This is a genomic window from Microbacterium sp. (assembly GCF_052099035.1).
Classification (GTDB): Bacteria; Actinomycetota; Actinomycetes; order Actinomycetales; family Microbacteriaceae; genus Microbacterium.
Map to the genome: position 1 here is coordinate 6,617 of NZ_JBQDSX010000048.1, position 15,392 is coordinate 22,008.

The following is a 15,392-nucleotide window of genomic DNA, read 5'->3' on the forward strand; positions in this document are numbered from 1 at the left end:
AGAGATTTGTCGGCCCAGCGGTCCTTCTTCAGCTCGATGGCAAGATCGAGGATCTCGGCCTGCTCGGCGGAGGTGAGGTCGTCGTCGCGCAGCAGGTGGCGGGTCATGCGTTGGCCTTTTCGTTTTCGGATGCCGCAAGATTCGCCTGGACATCGGCGAGCACTGCGGCGAACAGCGTGTGGAATTCTTCAATCTCGGCGTCGCCGATGATCAGGGGCGGCGCGATGCGCACCGTGGACGGGTTGGCTGCGTTGATGATGAGACCGCGCGTCTGCGCTGCGGCGACGATATCGCCGGCCACCGGGGCGCTCAGTCCGACGCCGATGAGCAGACCGCGACCGCGCACCTCCTCGACGAGATCAGAGCCGATGCCGGTGATCAGTGCACGCAACTGCTCGCCACGGACGGCCGCGTTCTCCACCAGCCCGGCGTTCTCGATCTCCCCGAGCACGGCGTTCGCGACGGCGGTGCCGAGCGGGTTGCCCCCGAAGGTGGACCCGTGTGATCCGGGCAGGAACAGCGAGCTGGCAGCACCATACGTGACGAGTGCCCCGATCGGGAACCCGCCGCCGATGCCCTTGGCAAGTGTGATCGCATCGGGTGTGATCCCTTCGTGGGTGAAACCGAACCAGGCGCCGGTACGACCGGCACCGGTCTGGATCTCGTCCACGATGAGCAGCGCGCCATGCTTGAGGGTGAGCGAGCGCGCTGCAGCGAGGTAGCCCTCCGGCAGCTCGACCACGCCCGCCTCGCCCTGGATGGGCTCGACGATGAGGGCAGCCACACGGTCATCGAGCGCCGATTCCAGTGCTTCGATCGTCGCCGGGATGTGCTCGACGCCACCGGGCATCGGCTCGAACGGAGCACGATAGGCCTGCTTCGCCGTCAGAGCGAGCGATCCCATCGTGCGTCCGTGGAAAGCGTTGTCGAGAGCCAGGATGCGGGGGCGCTCGGTGCCGCCGTGAAGTCGCGCGAGTTTGAAAGCCGCCTCATTCGCCTCGGCACCGGAGTTCGAGAAGTAGACCCGACCCTCGATGCCGGCACCGGCGAGACGCTTGAGGCGAGCGGCGAGCTCGAGCTGCGGAGGGGTGGCGAAGTAGTTCGAGACGTGGGTGAGAGTCGCAGCCTGCTTCGCGATGGCTTCGACGAAGACCGGATGCGCGTGTCCCAGTGAGTTCACTGCGATGCCCGCGAGGAAATCGAGGTAACGCTTGCCGTCGCCGTCCCAGAGGTGCGAACCCTCGCCACGCGTCAGGAGCTCATACCGCTCCCCGGCGTTGAGCACCAGGTCCCGTGCCGCGTCATCTTTCCAGACGGTCACGCCGTCACCCCCGATTTTTCGAGTACCACTTCAGTTCCGATTCCCTTGCTGGTGAAAAGCTCGACGAGCACGGAGTGCTTCACTCGCCCGTCAATGATGGCCGCGGCATCCACACCGCTCTCGACCGCGTCCAGGCACGCCCGCATCTTCGGGATCATGCCCGACTCGAGCGTCGGCAGCATCTGGGTGAGCTGCTGCGACGTGAGGTGAGAGACGAGCGAGTCCCGGTTCGGCCAGTCCGCGTAGAGACCGGGCACGTCGGTGAGGATGACGAGTTTGCGCGCGTTCAGCGCGACCGCGAGGGCGGATGCCGCGGCATCCGCGTTCACGTTCAACGACTGCCCCGGGTTGTCGAGGTCTGGCGCGATGCTGGAGATCACCGGGATGCGGCCGGCCGCCAGATGGTCGAAGATGGCGGTCGGATCGACCTCCACGACATCTCCCACCCGCCCGAGATCGATCTGCTCGCCATCGATGACGACGCCACGGCGTCGTCCGCCGAAGAGCCCAGCATCCTCACCGCTGAGACCGGTCGCGATCGGGCCGTGCGAGTTGATCTTCGCGACCAGCTGCGGGTTGACCTGTCCGGTGAGCACCATGCGCACGACGCTGATCGCCTCGGTGTTGGTCACCCGGTAGCCACCCTTGAACTCGCTGGGGATCGCGAGGCGATCAAGCATGTTCGAGATCTGCGGGCCGCCGCCATGGACGACGACCGGCTGCACACCGACGTAGCGGAGGTAGGCGATGTCCTGAGCGAATGCCTCTTGGAGTTCATCGGAGACCATCGCATTGCCGCCGTATTTGACGACGACGATCTGGTCGCGGAACTTCTTCAGCCACGGCAGCGACTCGATGAGGGTCGCCGCTTTGTCGGCTGCGACGTCGGGGGGCGTGTCTTGAATATCTGTCATGAGGAATAGGCGCTGTTCTCGTGAACGTAGTCGTGCGTGAGGTCGTTCGTGCGGATCGTCGCCTCAGCGTCGCCGACCTTCAGGTCGATCAACAGATCCGTCGCACGCGGAGTGAGGTCGACGTCCTCACGCGGTCGGTCGGGACCGCCCTCGGTGCACACCCGGACATCGTTCATCCACACGTCGACGTCGTACGGGTCAAACTGCGCGCTCGTGGTGCCGATCGCGGCGAGCACACGGCCCCAGTTCGGGTCGTTGCCGAAGATCGCCGCCTTGAAGAGGTTGTTGCGAGCGACGGAGCGGCCGACTTCGACAGCGTCCTGCTCTGTGGCGGCGTTCGTGACGCGGATCGTGATGTCGTGGCTCGCGCCCTCGGCATCGCCCTGCAGCATGGCGGCGAGCTGGTCGCTGAGCTCGGTGAGGGCTGCGGTGAACTCTTCGAGATCGGGGCGGATGCCGCTTGCGCCGTTGGCGAGCAGCGTCACCTGATCGTTGGTCGACATGCAGCCGTCGGAGTCGAGACGGTCGAACGTGGTGCCGGTCGCGGCGCGCAGGGCGGCGTCGGCATCTCGCGCTTCGATATCGGCGTCTGTCGTGATCACGACGAGCATGGTTGCAAGCCCCGGCGCCAGCATCCCGGCGCCCTTGGCCATGCCACCGATCGTCCAGCCGTCACGCGTGACGATTGCGGTCTTGGCGACCGAGTCGGTCGTCATGATCGCGTGCGCGGCGCTGTCGCCGCCATCTGTCGACAGCTCGGCGATCGCTTGCTCGGTGCCTTCGAGGACCTTGGCCCGGAACGTCTCGTCGCCCGTGCCGATGAGACCTGTGGAGCACACGAGGATGTCGCCTGCGCTCACCTCGAGCAGCTCGGCGGCCTTCTCTGCCGTCTGGTGCGTGGTCTGGAAGCCGAAGCTGCCGGTGAAGCAGTTCGCTCCTCCCGAGTTGAGGACGATCGCTTCGACGGTGCGGTCGGCGATCACCTGCTGCGACCAGATGATCGGGTTGGCTTTGGCGCGGTTGCTGGTGAAGACTGCCGCTCCGATCTTGCGCGGGCCGCGGTTGACGACGACGGCGACATCAGGCTTGCCGGTGGACTTGAGGCCGACGGCGACGCCGGATGCCTCAAAACCCTGGGGTGCGGTGACGCTCATGGTGCCACTCCGTTCACGGTGAGGGCGCGGTCTTCGGGAAGACCGAGCGCGAGGTTCATGGATTGGATGGCGGCACCGGCGGTGCCCTTGGCAAGGTTGTCGACAGCGGTGACGACCGTCACGCGGTTCGCCGCACGATCGATCGCGAGGCCGATCAGCGCCGTGTTAGCGCCGAGTACGTCCGCGGTCCGCGGGAACTGCCCCTCGGGCAGCAGCTGCACGAAGGTCTCGTCGCCATAGGCGCTCTCCCACGCGGCACGGATCTCGGCGTCGGTCACTCCGTCGATGATGGGCGCGGTCGATGTAGCGAGGATGCCGCGGGACATCGGCACCAGCACTGGGGTGAAGGAGATGCGAACGTCAGGTGCTCCTGCGGCGCGCAGCGCCTGCTGGATCTCGGGAATATGGCGGTGCGTGCCACCGACCGCGTACGGGTTCGCCGTGCCGAGGATCTCACTGCCGAGGAGGTTCGCCTTCAGGCTTTTTCCTGCCCCGGATGGTCCGACCGCGAGAACAGAGACGATGTCGCCCGGATCGATGACGCCCGCGGCGACGCCGGGAGCAAGACTCAGGCTGACGGTGGAGGCGTTGCATCCGGGGGCGGCGATGCGCGTCGCCCCGCGCAGGTTCTCGCGCTGCTTGGCACCTCCGCCGATAAGGAGCTCTGGGACGCCGTACGCCCACGGCTCGTGGAAGTGACCGCCGTAGAACGCGTCCCACGGTCCCTTGTCGGTGAGGCGGTGGTCGGCGCCGGCGTCGATGACGAGCGGGACATCCCCCAGAGCATCCGTGTACTGGCCGGACTGACCGTGCGGAAGTGCGAGAAACACGATGTCGTGACCCGCGAGGATCTCGGGCGTCGTGTCCTGCAGAGTGAGGTGGGCAAGCGAGCGCAGGTGCGGCTGGTGCTGGATCAACGGCTGACCGGCATTCGAATGCGCGGTGACGGTGCGGATCTCGATGTCGGGGTGGCCTGCGAGCAGGCGCAGAATCTCGCCACCCGCATAGCCGGATGCGCCGGAGACGGCGACGGAATACGTCATGGTTCTACCTTAACGGTCGGGACTTCCATCCCTGATCTGGTCGGAGGGCAGAGGCTGCGACACCGATGCTCGACCATCTGCTGATGCAGAAGGGAGCGCGGGGTCGCCTAGAGTCGGCGGCCGCCCAGACGGCTGCGGCGTCGGCGCACGACGATGACGCTCGGAGCGAGCGTCGCAGAGTCATGGAGCACCGAAGGCATGTCTGGACGATAGCGCGGGATCCGAAGCATCCGCAAATCTGCGAGCTAAACAGAGAGGGCGAGTACGCGGGCGGCTGCTTCGGCGAGTCGATCGGCGAAGACCGGGTCCGTCGACGCGCGCTGAGCGAGCGCATCGACGATCTGCCCGGCGGTCTCCGGCGTCGAGCCCGCGATCATCAGTACCAGGTCGGCGCCCGCGGCGATCGCGGCGACGGAGTTCGCGACCGGATCTGCGTATGCCGCCTCCCCCGAGGAACTGAGCATTCCGAGGTCGTCGGTTACGGCGACACCTTCGAATCCGAGATCGTCGCGCAGAATCGTGTACCACTCCGGAGAGAGGGATGCCGGTTCGGCAGACACTGCAGGAAAACGAAGGTGCCCCATCATCACCAACTCTGCTCCGGCGTCGATGCCAGCTTCGAACGGGATCGCATCGAAGGCGCGCCAGTCCGACAGGCTCAGATCGCTGGTCGGGATCGCGCTGTGCGAATCGCCTTCTGCCGCGCCGTGCCCGGGGAAGTGCTTCAGAGTGGATGCGACCTGACCGTGTTCGCCCGCAACGATGGCGGCGACTCGATCTGCCACGACCTGTGGATCCGTGCCGTAAGAGCGTCCGTAGATGAATGAGTCGTCCGAGCGCGGGACGTCGGCGACGATGCCGAAGTTAATGTCCACTCCGGCGGCTACGAGTAACTGAGCGCGGGCTACGAACGCCTCCTGCGCTTGAGCTGGCTCTGCCCCCTTCAGGTCGTATGACGAGGGCAGCTCATCCCACGGCATGCGCCGGACGTCACCGCCCTCCTGATCGATCGCGATCAGCGCGTTCGAGGATGCCGAATGGATCGCGTCCGCAATGGAGCGCAGTTCAGCCGGCGTCGCGGGAACGTTGTCGCCCATGAGAATCACGCCGTTCGGCCCTGCAGAGACATAGTCGGCCAACGCTGCCGCGTCCGTCCCGGGCGCTGCCCCCATGACGACCATCGCAGCCTGCTCAGCAGGTGTCATCTGCGCGACTTGCTCCGCTGCCTGTTCGAGCGGCGTCAGCGGGGTGGGTTCTGGTGTCGGGCTGGGTGTGGTCGTCACCGTCGGCTGTGTCGAGTCTTGCGGCTGGTCGCCGGTCGGGGCGCACCCGCAGAGTCCGAGAACCGTGACGAGGAGCGCCGCGGTGAGCACGTGACCCTTCATCCGCCCAGGCTACACATCGCGGACACAGCGGGCGGAGATCGTCAAGATCGGTCTTGCCACCTTGGGCCCACGGGACTCGATGGTCAATGTCAGCGTCCAGAGCAAGTCGATCATCGGCGCGCCAGATCTCTGTCGTCAGTCGCGAATACGTGCTCCGAAGCGCTCCGTCGCCACGGCGACACCGGCGAGCTTCGCCTCGGTGGCCTCTGCCGCGGTCAGCGTGCGGTCGGATGCGCGGAACCGCAGCGCGAACGTCAGGCTCTTCTGACCGGCCTCGAGTCCCTGACCGCGGTAGTCGTCAACGAGACGAGCGGATTCGAGCAGCTCGCCCGCACCTTCGACCAGCGCCGCACGTAGCTCGCCGGCAGTCACCTCGGTCGAAACCACGAGCGAGACGTCCTGTGTCGCCGCCGTGTACGTCGACAGCGATTCCGCGACGACGCGCGTGCCCGCAAGAGACAGGATGCTGTCGAGATCGATTTCCAGCACCACGGCGCGCCCCGGCAGATCCGCATCGGATGCCACATTCGGGTGCAGCTCGCCGACATACCCGACCTCAGTGCCATCCACGCTCAGCACGCCAGCGCGCCCGGGATGGAGGGCCGCGCGCTGCGACTGGACGACGTCGATCTCGACACCGGCCGCAACCGCGATGACGCGTACGGCATCCAGCGCCTCGGAGAGCCCGTATGCCTCGGCGTCGCGTCCCGGCTGACGAGGGGTGATGTGCCCCGTGAAGAGGGCTGCGACATGGCGTCGCTGCGGTGGGATCGACGCGTTCAGCTCTGCGAGCTTCTCGTCCGAGGGACGCTGGCCGAGCGGCGGAACGTCATCCGTGCCGTAGACCACGCCAGGCTCTGGCAGGAAGACCGAACCCGTCTCGAAGATCGCAAGATCGGTGAGCCCGCGCGCGATGTTGCGGTGCGCGATCTGCAGGAGACCGGGCAGCAGCGAGCGGCGCAGGAAAGGCGCCTGCCCGTCGAGCGGGTTCGCCAGCTTCACACTCGGCAGAGTCTCCCCCGACGCCGAGCCGTGCAGAGCGTTCTGCGCCTCGGTCGTGAACGGGAACGCAGGAGTCTCCACGAGCCCGGCGGCTGCCAGCGCGTTTGCCACGCGGCGACGGCCCTGCTGGGCGGGGGTGAGACCGCGTCCGGCAGGCGGCGTCGGCAGCACGGAGGGAATTCGGTCGAGCCCGTGAATACGAGCGACCTCTTCCGCCAGCGTCCATTTGTCAGTGAGGTCCGGACGCCAGCTCGGCGGAATGACCTGCCATCCGTCGGAAGCGTCGACGACCTCGGCACCGATCGTCTCGAGAGCCTCGACAATCTCGGCATCCGTGTAATCCACACCGATCAGCCCGGGGACGAACTCAGCCGGCAACGCGATGCCGGCGATCTCGAACTCCGAGTACAGCGCACCGCCGAGCTCATCAACGCGACCTCCGGCGAGCTCGACCATCAGGTCGGCAACTCGGCGCGCGGCGACGAACGGCACCAGCGGGTCGACACCGCGCTCGAAGCGCTTGGAAGCCTCGCTGGGCAGCTTGTGCCGACGGGCTGTGCGCGCGATCGAGATCGGGTCGAAGATCGCCGCCTCGATGAGCACGTTGCGGGTGGTATCTGACATTTCGGTCGTCCCGCCGCCCATGACACCGGCGAGGCCGATCGGGCCGGACTCGTCGGTGATCAGCAGATCCTCGACGTGGAGCTTGCGCTCGTGCCCGTCGAGCGTCGTCATCTTCTCGCCCGCCTGTGCCCGGCGCACCGTGATGCCGCCGGCAAGCTTGTCGAGGTCATAGCCGTGGATGGGGTTCCCGAGCTCGAGCATCACGTAGTTGGTGATGTCGATGAGGATCCCCAGCGACCGGATGCCGGCGAGAGTGAGCCGCGCGACCATCCACGCCGGAGTCGGAAGCGAAGGATCGACGTCGCGGACGACGCGTACGACGAACTCCTGAACCGGGGTGTTCTCGCGCAGCGGTTCGGCGTCGACGGCGAGCGGGAATCCCGCGCCGGGCTGCACCTCAGACCATTCGTGCTCGGCAGGGTCGCGGAAGTCCGCTCCCGTCGCGTGAGCGTATTCACGAGCCACACCGCGGATCGAGAAGGCGTAGCCGCGGTCCGGGGTGACATTGATCTCGACGGCCTGATCATCCAGCCCCAGCAGGGCGATGGCATCCGTACCGACCGGGGCATCGATGCCGAGTGAGGAGAGGATCAGGATGCCATCGTGCTCATCCCCCAGCCCCAGCTCTCGCGCCGACGCGATCATGCCGTCGGAGACATGACCGTAGGTCTTGCGTGCGGCTATCGGGAAGGGCCCCGGCAGCACGGATCCGGGTAGCGTCGCGACGATCTTGTCGCCGACGGCGAAGTTCGACGCGCCGCAGACGATGCCTCTGATGTCTCGATCGCCGCCAGCGGCGATCTCGGTCCCTGAGCCTGTCGAAGGGCCGACGTCGACCTGGCACCAGCGGATGGTCTTGCCGTTCTTCTGCGGCTCTTCCTCAAATGAGAGAACCTGTCCGACGACGACGGGGCCGGAGACCTCGAAGCCGTGCAGCTCTTCCTCTTCGAACCCAACGGACACGAGCGCCGCGAAGACGTCCTCGGCCGTTGCATCCGGTGCCACATCGACGTATTCACGCAACCACGAAAGCGGGACGCGCATCACACCACCATCCCGAACTGCTCACTGAAGCGCACATCGCCCTCTGCCATGTCACGCATGTCCTTCACGTCGCTGCGGAACATGAGTCCGCGCTCGACGCCCATCCCGAACGCGAAGCCGCTGTAGACCTCGGGATCGATTCCCGCGGCGCGCAACACGTTGGGGTTGACCATGCCGCAGCCGCCCCACTCGATCCAGCGCGCGCCGCCCTTGAAGGTCGGGTGCCAGAGGTCGAGTTCCGCGGACGGCTCGGTGAACGGGAAGTAGTTGGTGCGGAAGCGTGTCTTCGCCTCAGGGCCGAACAGCTGGCGCGCGACGTGGTCGAGCGTGCCCTTCAGATGGGCCATCGTGATGCCCTTGTCGATGACGAGCCCCTCGAACTGCGTGAACACCGGCAGGTGCGTCGCGTCGAACTCGTCGGTGCGGTAGACCCGGCCAGGGCACAGCACGTAGATGGGCACCTCGCGGTCGAGCATCGAGCGCACCTGGACGGGGCTCGTGTGCGTGCGCATGACGAGGTGACGGTCGGCCGGATCGACGAAGAACGTGTCCTGCATCTGGCGGGCCGGGTGGTCCATGTCGAAGTTCAGTGCGTCGAAGTTGAACCACTCGTGCTCGAGCTCCGGCCCCTCGGCGATCTCCCACCCCATGCTGACGAAGACGTCGGAGATGTCGTCCTGGAGCTGGGTGAGCGGATGCCGCGCACCCACGCGCGTGCGCGTCGAGACGGCAGTGATATCGACGCGCTCATCCTCGAGGCGAGCGGCCAACTCAGCTTCGGCGAGCTCGGCCTCCTTCGCCGCCAGCGCCTGGGTCACGCGACCGCGCCCCTGGCCGATGAGCTTGCCGAACGCCGCTTTGTGCTCGGGCGCTACCTGGCGCATCGACGCGTTCAGGACCGCGAGCGGCGAGCCCTCCGCGACGTGCGCGGACCTGGCCGCTTTCAGCTCTGCGGTGCTGGCAGCGGCACCGATGGCGTCGAGCGCTGCGGCGACGGCGGCCTCAACCGCCTCGGGGGTGATTTCTGGAGCATCTGACACGAGAGATGAGTCTACCGGGGAGTGGCAGACCGACCGACGTCTCAGAGACCCTATCCGGGGCTGTTGCCGTCGAACTTGCCGGCGCCGCGCTGAGCCGCGATGAGCTCGGTGTCGGTGCCCTCATGCATGACTGTCGCGTTGTCTGCGGCAAGCGCCTTCATCTTCGGCGAGTGGCGGGTCTTGATCTCGACCCACTTCGCGACGCCCGACAGAATCAGACACATCACGATGTAGATGCCGCCGATGACGATCGCCGACTGCAGGATCGGACGCCCCTCCTGCGAGCTGAGGAGCTTGGCGTAGTACAGCAGTTCGGGGTACGTGATGATGAACCCGAGCGCGGTGTCCTTCATCGTCACCACGAGCTGCGCCACGATCACGGGCAGCATGGCCCGGATGGCCTGCGGCAGCAGGATGAGTCGCATCACTCCGGCCTTGCGGAGTCCGATCGCGTAGCCGGCTTCCTTCTGGCCGCGCGGAAGCGACTCGATACCGGCACGCAGCGCTTCGGCGAGCACCGAGCCGTTGTAGACCATGAGCGCGATCACGACAGCCCAGTACGGCTCCACCTTGATGCCGACAGTGGGAAGACCGTAGTACAGGAGCATCATCATGACCAGCACCGGAACGGCACGGAAGACCTCGGTGATGACGGTGACCGGGATGCGGACCCAGGCGTGCTCGGAGAGCCGCCCGATCGCGAGGATGAACCCGAGCGCAAGGCTCAGGATGGCAGCGAGCGCGAAGGCAGCGAGCGTATTGCCGAGCGCCTTGAGGATCTGCTCCCACACGGTGGAGAACGAGAAAACGTACCACTTCGAGGCGGCGAACTGTCCGGAGACGGCCATGCGGTAGACGAGGAAACCGATCACGGCGAGGACGACGATGACCGTCACGATCGCGAGGATGCCGTTGCGCCGGCGAGCACGGGGCCCGGGGACGTCGTACAGAACGGAAGTCATCGGACGATCCTCCAACGGTTCTCGAGATATCGCTGGAACCAGCTCATCAGCAGCACCAGGACGACGAAGACGACCGCCACCCAGAGCAGGACCTCCATCGGACTGCCCGGCCGGTCATGCGAATCGTTGAGAGTCGCGCGCAGGGCTGCGAGCTCCCCGATCGAGAAGCCGGCGGCCACGGTGGTGTTCTTCAGCAGCGCGATGAAAACGCTCATCATCGGCGGCACGACCGATCGGAACGCCTGCGGCAGAATCACCAGCGACATCACCTGGCCGAACGGAAGACCGATCGCACGGGCCGCTTCGGCCTGGCCGACGGGCACAGTACTGATTCCGGCACGAAGAGTCTCGGCGACGTAGGTGGCGGTGTAGATTCCGATCGCCATGATGCCGAGCGTGGTGTTCGACAGGTTCGGCAGGCCCAGGACCGGGTAACCGAACACGAAGAAGAAGAAGACGAGGGTGAGCGGGGTGTTGCGAATCAGGTTGACGTACGCCGTTCCGACCGCTCGTGCGATCGGCACCGGCGAGACGCGCATCGCGCCGACGATGAACCCCAGGATGACGGCGATGATGCCGCCGAAGACGAACACCAGCAGGGTGTTGCCCAAGGCTTCGCCCCAGAGATCGAGGTTCCCGAAGATGACGTCCACGCGTCGTCCTCCCCTTCAGAAGGTTGAGAGGGGCGATCCCGTTGCGGGATCGCCCCTGAAATCACTTAGTCGACAGCGGGCTGGTCGACTTCGATGCCCGACGAACCGAGGTTCTTGTCGAAGATCGCCTGCCAGATGTCGCCACCGTCGGTGAAGAGGGAGTTGATGTGATCGAGAAGAACGGTGTCACCCTTGGGGAGACCGACGCCGTAGCGCTCCTCGGTGAACAGGTCGCCGACGACCTTGACCTCGTCCGGGTACTTCGCGGCGTAGCCGATCAGGATCGCCTGGTCGGTGGTGACAGCATCCACCTTGCCGTTGATGAGGTCCTCGACGCACGCGGAGTACAGGTCGTACTCCTCGGTCTTGATCTCGGGGAAGTTCTCCTTGATGTTCTGGATCGGCGTGGAGCCGGTCGCAGAGCAGACGGTCTTGCCGTTGAAGTCGGAGACATCCGTCACATCGGTGATCTCGCTGTCGGTGCCGACGAGGAAGCCCTGACCGGTGATGAAGTAGGGACCGGCGAAGTCGATCTGCTCCTTGCGCTTGTCCGTGATCGAGTACGTGCCGACGTAGTAGTCGATGTCGCCGTTCACGATCGACTGCTCGCGGTTCGCCGAGGCGATCGGCTTGAACTCGATCTGCTCCTCATCGAAGCCGAGAGATGCCGCGATCCAGCGGGCGATGTCGATGTCGAAACCGCTGCGCTCGTTCGTGGTGACGTCGAGGTAGCCGAGGTTCGGCTGGTCTTCCTTGACACCGATGGTGACCTTGCCGGCCTCCTGCATCTTGTCGAAGGTCGGGCTGCCTTCCAGCTGGACGTCGGTGGCGACCTCGAACCAGGTGGACGGCTCCGCGCTGGCGTCTCCGCCGTCGGTGCCCGGCTCGGTGGGGGTTCCGCTGTTGCAGGCGGTGAGGGCCAGCAGCGCTGCTGTGGCGATCCCGATTCCCGCAAGTGTCCGTGTGCGTCGCATGATTGCGTCTCCTTCGTGTGCTGTGTGCTGTGTGTGAGGGATGGTCAGTGAGTGAGGAGCTTCGAGAGGAAGTCCTTGGCACGGTCGCTCTTCGGGTTCGTGAAGAACTCCTCAGGAGTCGCCTCCTCGACGATCTTGCCGTCGGCCATGAACACGACGCGGTTCGCGGCCTTGCGTGCGAAGCCCATCTCGTGGGTGACGACGATCATCGTCATCCCCTCTTTCGCCAGCTGCACCATGACGTCGAGGACCTCGTTGATCATCTCGGGGTCGAGCGCGCTGGTGGGCTCGTCGAAGAGCATCACCTTGGGGTTCATCGCCAGCGCACGCGCGATCGCGACACGCTGCTGCTGCCCGCCGGAGAGCTGGGCGGGGAGTTTGGATGCCTGCTGTGCGACGCCGACGCGCTCGAGAAGCGTCATCGCTTCTTTCTCAGCATCCGCCTTCTTCAGGCCGCGCACCTTGATGGGCCCGAGCGTCACGTTCTCGAGGATCGTGAGATGCGCGAACAAGTTGAACGACTGGAAGACCATGCCGACGTCGGCGCGCAGCTTCGCGAGTCCCTTTCCCTCGGCAGGGAGAGCCTTGCCATCGATCGTGATCGAGCCGCTGGTGATCGTCTCAAGCCTGTTAATCGTGCGGCACAGGGTCGACTTTCCGGACCCTGAAGGCCCGATCACCACGACGACCTCGCCGGAGTTCACGGTCAAGTTGATATCGGTCAGCGCCTGGAAATCGCCGTAATGCTTCTGGACGTTGTCGACGACCACAAGGGGTGCACCAGTCTCGGTCATGAGCCCACACTAGAAGCACGGAGCGCTCGGAGCCAGCATCCGCCGCGCTGGGTTACACAGTTGTAACCCAGACTGTCGTATCAGCCGGCGTCAGCCGCCCGCTGCGTGAAGGCACTCTCATACAGGCAGACGCTCGCCGCCGTCGCGAGATTGAGTGATTCCGCACGACCGAAGATCGGCAGCCTGAGCACGTGATCGGCCAGAGCCAGAGCCGACTCTTCGAGCCCTCGAGCCTCATTTCCGAACAGCCACGCGGTCGGTCCCGACAGAACGCCCTCAGCACGCGCCTGCAGAAGATCATCGCCCTTGACGTCTGCCGCAAGGACCGCGAGTCCCGCCGCGTGCGCACGCTTCACGACGTCCTCCAGATCACCGCCCACCGACACCGGCAGGTGGAACAGGGAACCCGTGGTGGAACGCACGACTTTCGGATTGTACGGATCGACTGTGCGACCGGTGAGCACGACAGCATCCGCTCCTGCTGCGTCCGCCGCACGGATGATCGTGCCGAGGTTGCCGGGATCACGCACTTCTTCGCAGATGGCGATCAATCGCGGGGATGCCGCGAAGATGTCTCGCACCGATATCGGAATCTGGCGGATGACAGCGATCACGCCCTGTGGAGTGACTGTGTCCGCCATCGCGTTCAGCACGTGCTCGGTGACGTACTCGACGCTCACAGCGTGTTCTGCGGCTGCGGCGCGCAGATCAGAGTGCTTCTCCCAACCGGCCGACGTCACGAACAGCTCGACGATTGCGTCAGGCCGGTAGGCGAGCGCCTCGCGAACGGCCTGCGGCCCCTCGAGGAGGAAGAGCCCGGTCTCCGCTCGCGCACTGCGTTTGGTCAGCTTCGCGACGGCTCGGACTCGCGGGGAACGGGGATTCTCCAGCACGATCCCCAGTCTAGGGACACCTGCGGGTGAATGCAGAAAACGGGTGCTCCCCCGAAGGAGAGCACCCGTTCTCAGGAAGGATGCTTACGCAGCCGACTTCGGTGCGTTGACGTCCGAAGGCAGAGCCTTCTTAGCCGTCTCGACCAGCGATGCGAAGGTCGCGGGCTCGTTCACAGCGAGCTCGGCGAGCATACGACGGTCAACCTGAACACCGGCGAGGCCGAGGCCCTGGATGAAACGGTTGTACGTGATGCCGTTCTGGCGGGCAGCGGCATTGATGCGCTGGATCCAAAGGCGACGGAAGTCGCCCTTGCGCTTGCGACGGTCGCGGTACGAGTAGACCAGCGAGTGGATGACCTGCTCTTTGGCCTTGCGGTACAGACGCGAACGCTGACCGCGGTAACCCTTTGCGCGCTCAAGGATGACGCGACGCTTCTTGTGGGCGTTTACCGCCCGCTTGACTCTTGCCATTTTCCTGTGTTCCTATTCGTGCGTTCGGGCGCTCAGCCGCGGCCGAGAAGCTTGTTCGCGACCTTGGTGTCGGCCTTCGAGAGCACCTGGTCCTGGTTGAGGCGACGGGTGCGACGGCTCGACTTGTGCTCGAGGTTGTGGCGCATTCCGGCCTGCTGCTTCTTCAGCTTGCCGCTGCCAGTGATCTTGAAGCGCTTCTTAGCACCCGAGTGGGTCTTCTGCTTCGGCATCTTCTCTTCCTTCGTATGGCGCCTTCTCAGGCGACGTTGTCAACCCGCGCAATGCGGGAGTATGTGGGCGGTGTTACTCCGCGGTCTGTTCTGCTGACTCGTCAGACGAGCGTGCGCCGCGAGAAGCCTGCTTGTTCGCGGCGCGAACCGCGTTCTGCTCTGCCTTCGCGTCGGACTTGTTCTTCAGAGGCGCGACCACCATCACCATGTTTCGCCCGTCGATCGTCGGGTTCGACTCGACGGTACCGAGTTCGGCGACATCTTCGGCGAATTTGCGCAGCAGACGCACACCCTGTTCGGGACGCGACTGCTCGCGGCCACGGAACAGGATCATTGCCTTGACCTTGTCGCCAGCCTTGAGGAAGCCCTCGGCACGCTTGAGCTTGGTCGTGTAGTCGTGAGCCTCGATCTTCAGACGGAAGCGGACTTCCTTGAGGATCGTGTTCGCCTGGTTGCGGCGAGCTTCCTTCGCCTTCTGGGCAGCCTCGTACTTGAACTTGCCGTAGTCCATGATCTTGACCACGGGCGGCTTCGAGTTGGGGGCAACCTCGACGAGGTCGAGGTCGGCTTCCTGCGCGAGGCGGAGCGCGACCTGGATGGCGACGACGCCGATCTGCTCACCCGCGGGGCCGACGAGGCGGACCTCGGGGACGCGGATGCGCTCATTGGTACGGGGATCGCTGATGCGGAACTCCTTAGACGATGGGATTCGGCCACCGCGACGCTTTCTGCATCACGGGCGAAATCAGAATCGCCCCACACCCACCGACATTCAGATGCCGACTTCGCACCCTGGACATCGGACGTCGTCCGATCTACCGGCGTGAACCGGCGGAGTGCAAGACCCGGTAGCCTGGAACGGCAAGCGCGGGTGGGAAGTGAATCCTC

The 15,392-nt window shown here is 65.4% G+C and carries 15 protein-coding genes and 2 pseudogenes; all 17 read right to left on the reverse strand.

Annotation, left to right across the window (positions count from 1 at the left end; translation table 11 throughout):
- Positions 1-107: pseudogene (locus tag ACTIAO_RS13120) on the reverse strand (ornithine carbamoyltransferase); the annotation flags it as partial.
- The gene (locus ACTIAO_RS13125) at positions 104-1,321 is read right to left on the reverse strand and encodes an acetylornithine transaminase (protein ID WP_441906666.1); all 1,218 of its coding nucleotides are present in this window, start codon (positions 1,319-1,321) and stop codon (positions 104-106) included. The gene ACTIAO_RS13125 and the pseudogene ACTIAO_RS13120, both read right to left, overlap by 4 nt.
- Positions 1,318-2,235, reverse strand: coding sequence for an acetylglutamate kinase (argB, locus tag ACTIAO_RS13130; protein ID WP_441906667.1), 918 nt, complete (start codon positions 2,233-2,235; stop codon positions 1,318-1,320). The genes ACTIAO_RS13125 and argB overlap by 4 nt, the downstream gene beginning before the upstream one ends.
- Positions 2,232-3,389, reverse strand: a complete 1,158-nt coding sequence (gene argJ / locus ACTIAO_RS13135; protein ID WP_441906668.1) for a bifunctional glutamate N-acetyltransferase/amino-acid acetyltransferase ArgJ — start codon at positions 3,387-3,389, stop codon at positions 2,232-2,234. The genes argB and argJ overlap by 4 nt, the downstream gene beginning before the upstream one ends.
- Positions 3,386-4,432 carry an N-acetyl-gamma-glutamyl-phosphate reductase gene (argC, locus tag ACTIAO_RS13140; RefSeq protein ID WP_441906669.1) on the reverse strand — a complete coding sequence of 349 codons (1,047 nt, stop codon included), beginning with the start codon at positions 4,430-4,432 and terminating at the stop codon, positions 3,386-3,388. The genes argJ and argC overlap by 4 nt, the downstream gene beginning before the upstream one ends.
- A gap of 245 nt (positions 4,433-4,677) precedes the next feature.
- Entirely contained in the window at positions 4,678-5,817 is a 1,140-nt protein-coding gene (locus tag ACTIAO_RS13145; RefSeq protein ID WP_441906670.1) for a glycoside hydrolase family 3 N-terminal domain-containing protein, read from the reverse strand.
- Positions 5,818-5,842: 25 nt separating this feature from the next.
- Positions 5,843-6,049 (reverse strand): annotated as a pseudogene (locus tag ACTIAO_RS13150) (HNH endonuclease signature motif containing protein); the annotation flags it as partial.
- Entirely contained in the window at positions 5,953-8,487 is a 2,535-nt protein-coding gene (pheT, locus tag ACTIAO_RS13155) for a phenylalanine--tRNA ligase subunit beta (protein WP_441906671.1), read from the reverse strand. The gene pheT and the pseudogene ACTIAO_RS13150, both read right to left, overlap by 97 nt.
- Positions 8,487-9,527: a phenylalanine--tRNA ligase subunit alpha gene (gene pheS / locus ACTIAO_RS13160; protein ID WP_441906672.1), complete on the reverse strand. Its 1,041-nt coding sequence runs from the start codon at positions 9,525-9,527 to the stop codon at positions 8,487-8,489. Before pheS ends, pheT begins: the two co-directional genes overlap by 1 nt.
- 50 nt (positions 9,528-9,577) lie before the next feature.
- Positions 9,578-10,489 (reverse strand): amino acid ABC transporter permease, encoded by a 912-nt coding sequence (locus tag ACTIAO_RS13165; protein ID WP_441906673.1) that lies wholly within the window; start codon positions 10,487-10,489, stop codon positions 9,578-9,580.
- Positions 10,486-11,142: an amino acid ABC transporter permease gene (locus tag ACTIAO_RS13170; RefSeq protein WP_441906674.1), complete on the reverse strand. Its 657-nt coding sequence runs from the start codon at positions 11,140-11,142 to the stop codon at positions 10,486-10,488. The genes ACTIAO_RS13165 and ACTIAO_RS13170 overlap by 4 nt, the downstream gene beginning before the upstream one ends.
- A 65-nt stretch (positions 11,143-11,207) precedes the next feature.
- Entirely contained in the window at positions 11,208-12,116 is a 909-nt protein-coding gene (locus tag ACTIAO_RS13175) for a glutamate ABC transporter substrate-binding protein (RefSeq protein WP_441906675.1), read from the reverse strand.
- A 44-nt stretch (positions 12,117-12,160) separates the two neighbouring features.
- Positions 12,161-12,910, reverse strand: coding sequence for an amino acid ABC transporter ATP-binding protein (locus ACTIAO_RS13180; protein WP_441906676.1), 750 nt, complete (start codon positions 12,908-12,910; stop codon positions 12,161-12,163).
- A gap of 80 nt (positions 12,911-12,990) precedes the next feature.
- Positions 12,991-13,803 carry a TrmH family RNA methyltransferase gene (locus ACTIAO_RS13185; RefSeq protein WP_441906677.1) on the reverse strand — a complete coding sequence of 271 codons (813 nt, stop codon included), beginning with the start codon at positions 13,801-13,803 and terminating at the stop codon, positions 12,991-12,993.
- An 84-nt stretch (positions 13,804-13,887) separates the two neighbouring features.
- Positions 13,888-14,274, reverse strand: a complete 387-nt coding sequence (rplT, locus tag ACTIAO_RS13190) for a 50S ribosomal protein L20 (protein WP_441906678.1) — start codon at positions 14,272-14,274, stop codon at positions 13,888-13,890.
- A gap of 32 nt (positions 14,275-14,306) precedes the next feature.
- On the reverse strand, positions 14,307-14,504 hold the full coding sequence (gene rpmI / locus ACTIAO_RS13195) for a 50S ribosomal protein L35 (protein WP_087133207.1): 198 nt from the start codon (positions 14,502-14,504) through the stop codon (positions 14,307-14,309).
- A gap of 73 nt (positions 14,505-14,577) precedes the next feature.
- Positions 14,578-15,213: a translation initiation factor IF-3 gene (gene infC / locus ACTIAO_RS13200; RefSeq protein ID WP_441906679.1), complete on the reverse strand. Its 636-nt coding sequence runs from the start codon at positions 15,211-15,213 to the stop codon at positions 14,578-14,580.
- Positions 15,214-15,392: the final 179 nt, after the last annotated feature.

Excerpts from the sequence above, each read along its gene's own strand:
- ACTIAO_RS13180 (WP_441906676.1), bottom strand. The coding sequence starts at position 12,910 with ATGACCGAGACTGGTGCACCCCTTGTGGTCGTCGACAACGTCCAGAAG.
- ACTIAO_RS13145 (WP_441906670.1), bottom strand. The coding sequence starts at position 5,817 with ATGAAGGGTCACGTGCTCACCGCGGCGCTCCTCGTCACGGTTCTCGGA.
- rpmI (WP_087133207.1), bottom strand. The coding sequence starts at position 14,504 with ATGCCGAAGCAGAAGACCCACTCGGGTGCTAAGAAGCGCTTCAAGATC.
- pheT (WP_441906671.1), bottom strand. The coding sequence starts at position 8,487 with ATGCGCGTCCCGCTTTCGTGGTTGCGTGAATACGTCGATGTGGCACCG.
- ACTIAO_RS13165 (WP_441906673.1), bottom strand. The coding sequence starts at position 10,489 with ATGACTTCCGTTCTGTACGACGTCCCCGGGCCCCGTGCTCGCCGGCGC.
- rplT (WP_441906678.1), bottom strand. The coding sequence starts at position 14,274 with ATGGCAAGAGTCAAGCGGGCGGTAAACGCCCACAAGAAGCGTCGCGTC.
- argB (WP_441906667.1), bottom strand. The coding sequence starts at position 2,235 with ATGACAGATATTCAAGACACGCCCCCCGACGTCGCAGCCGACAAAGCG.
- ACTIAO_RS13175 (WP_441906675.1), bottom strand. The coding sequence starts at position 12,116 with ATGCGACGCACACGGACACTTGCGGGAATCGGGATCGCCACAGCAGCG.
- argC (WP_441906669.1), bottom strand. The coding sequence starts at position 4,432 with ATGACGTATTCCGTCGCCGTCTCCGGCGCATCCGGCTATGCGGGTGGC.
- argJ (WP_441906668.1), bottom strand. The coding sequence starts at position 3,389 with ATGAGCGTCACCGCACCCCAGGGTTTTGAGGCATCCGGCGTCGCCGTC.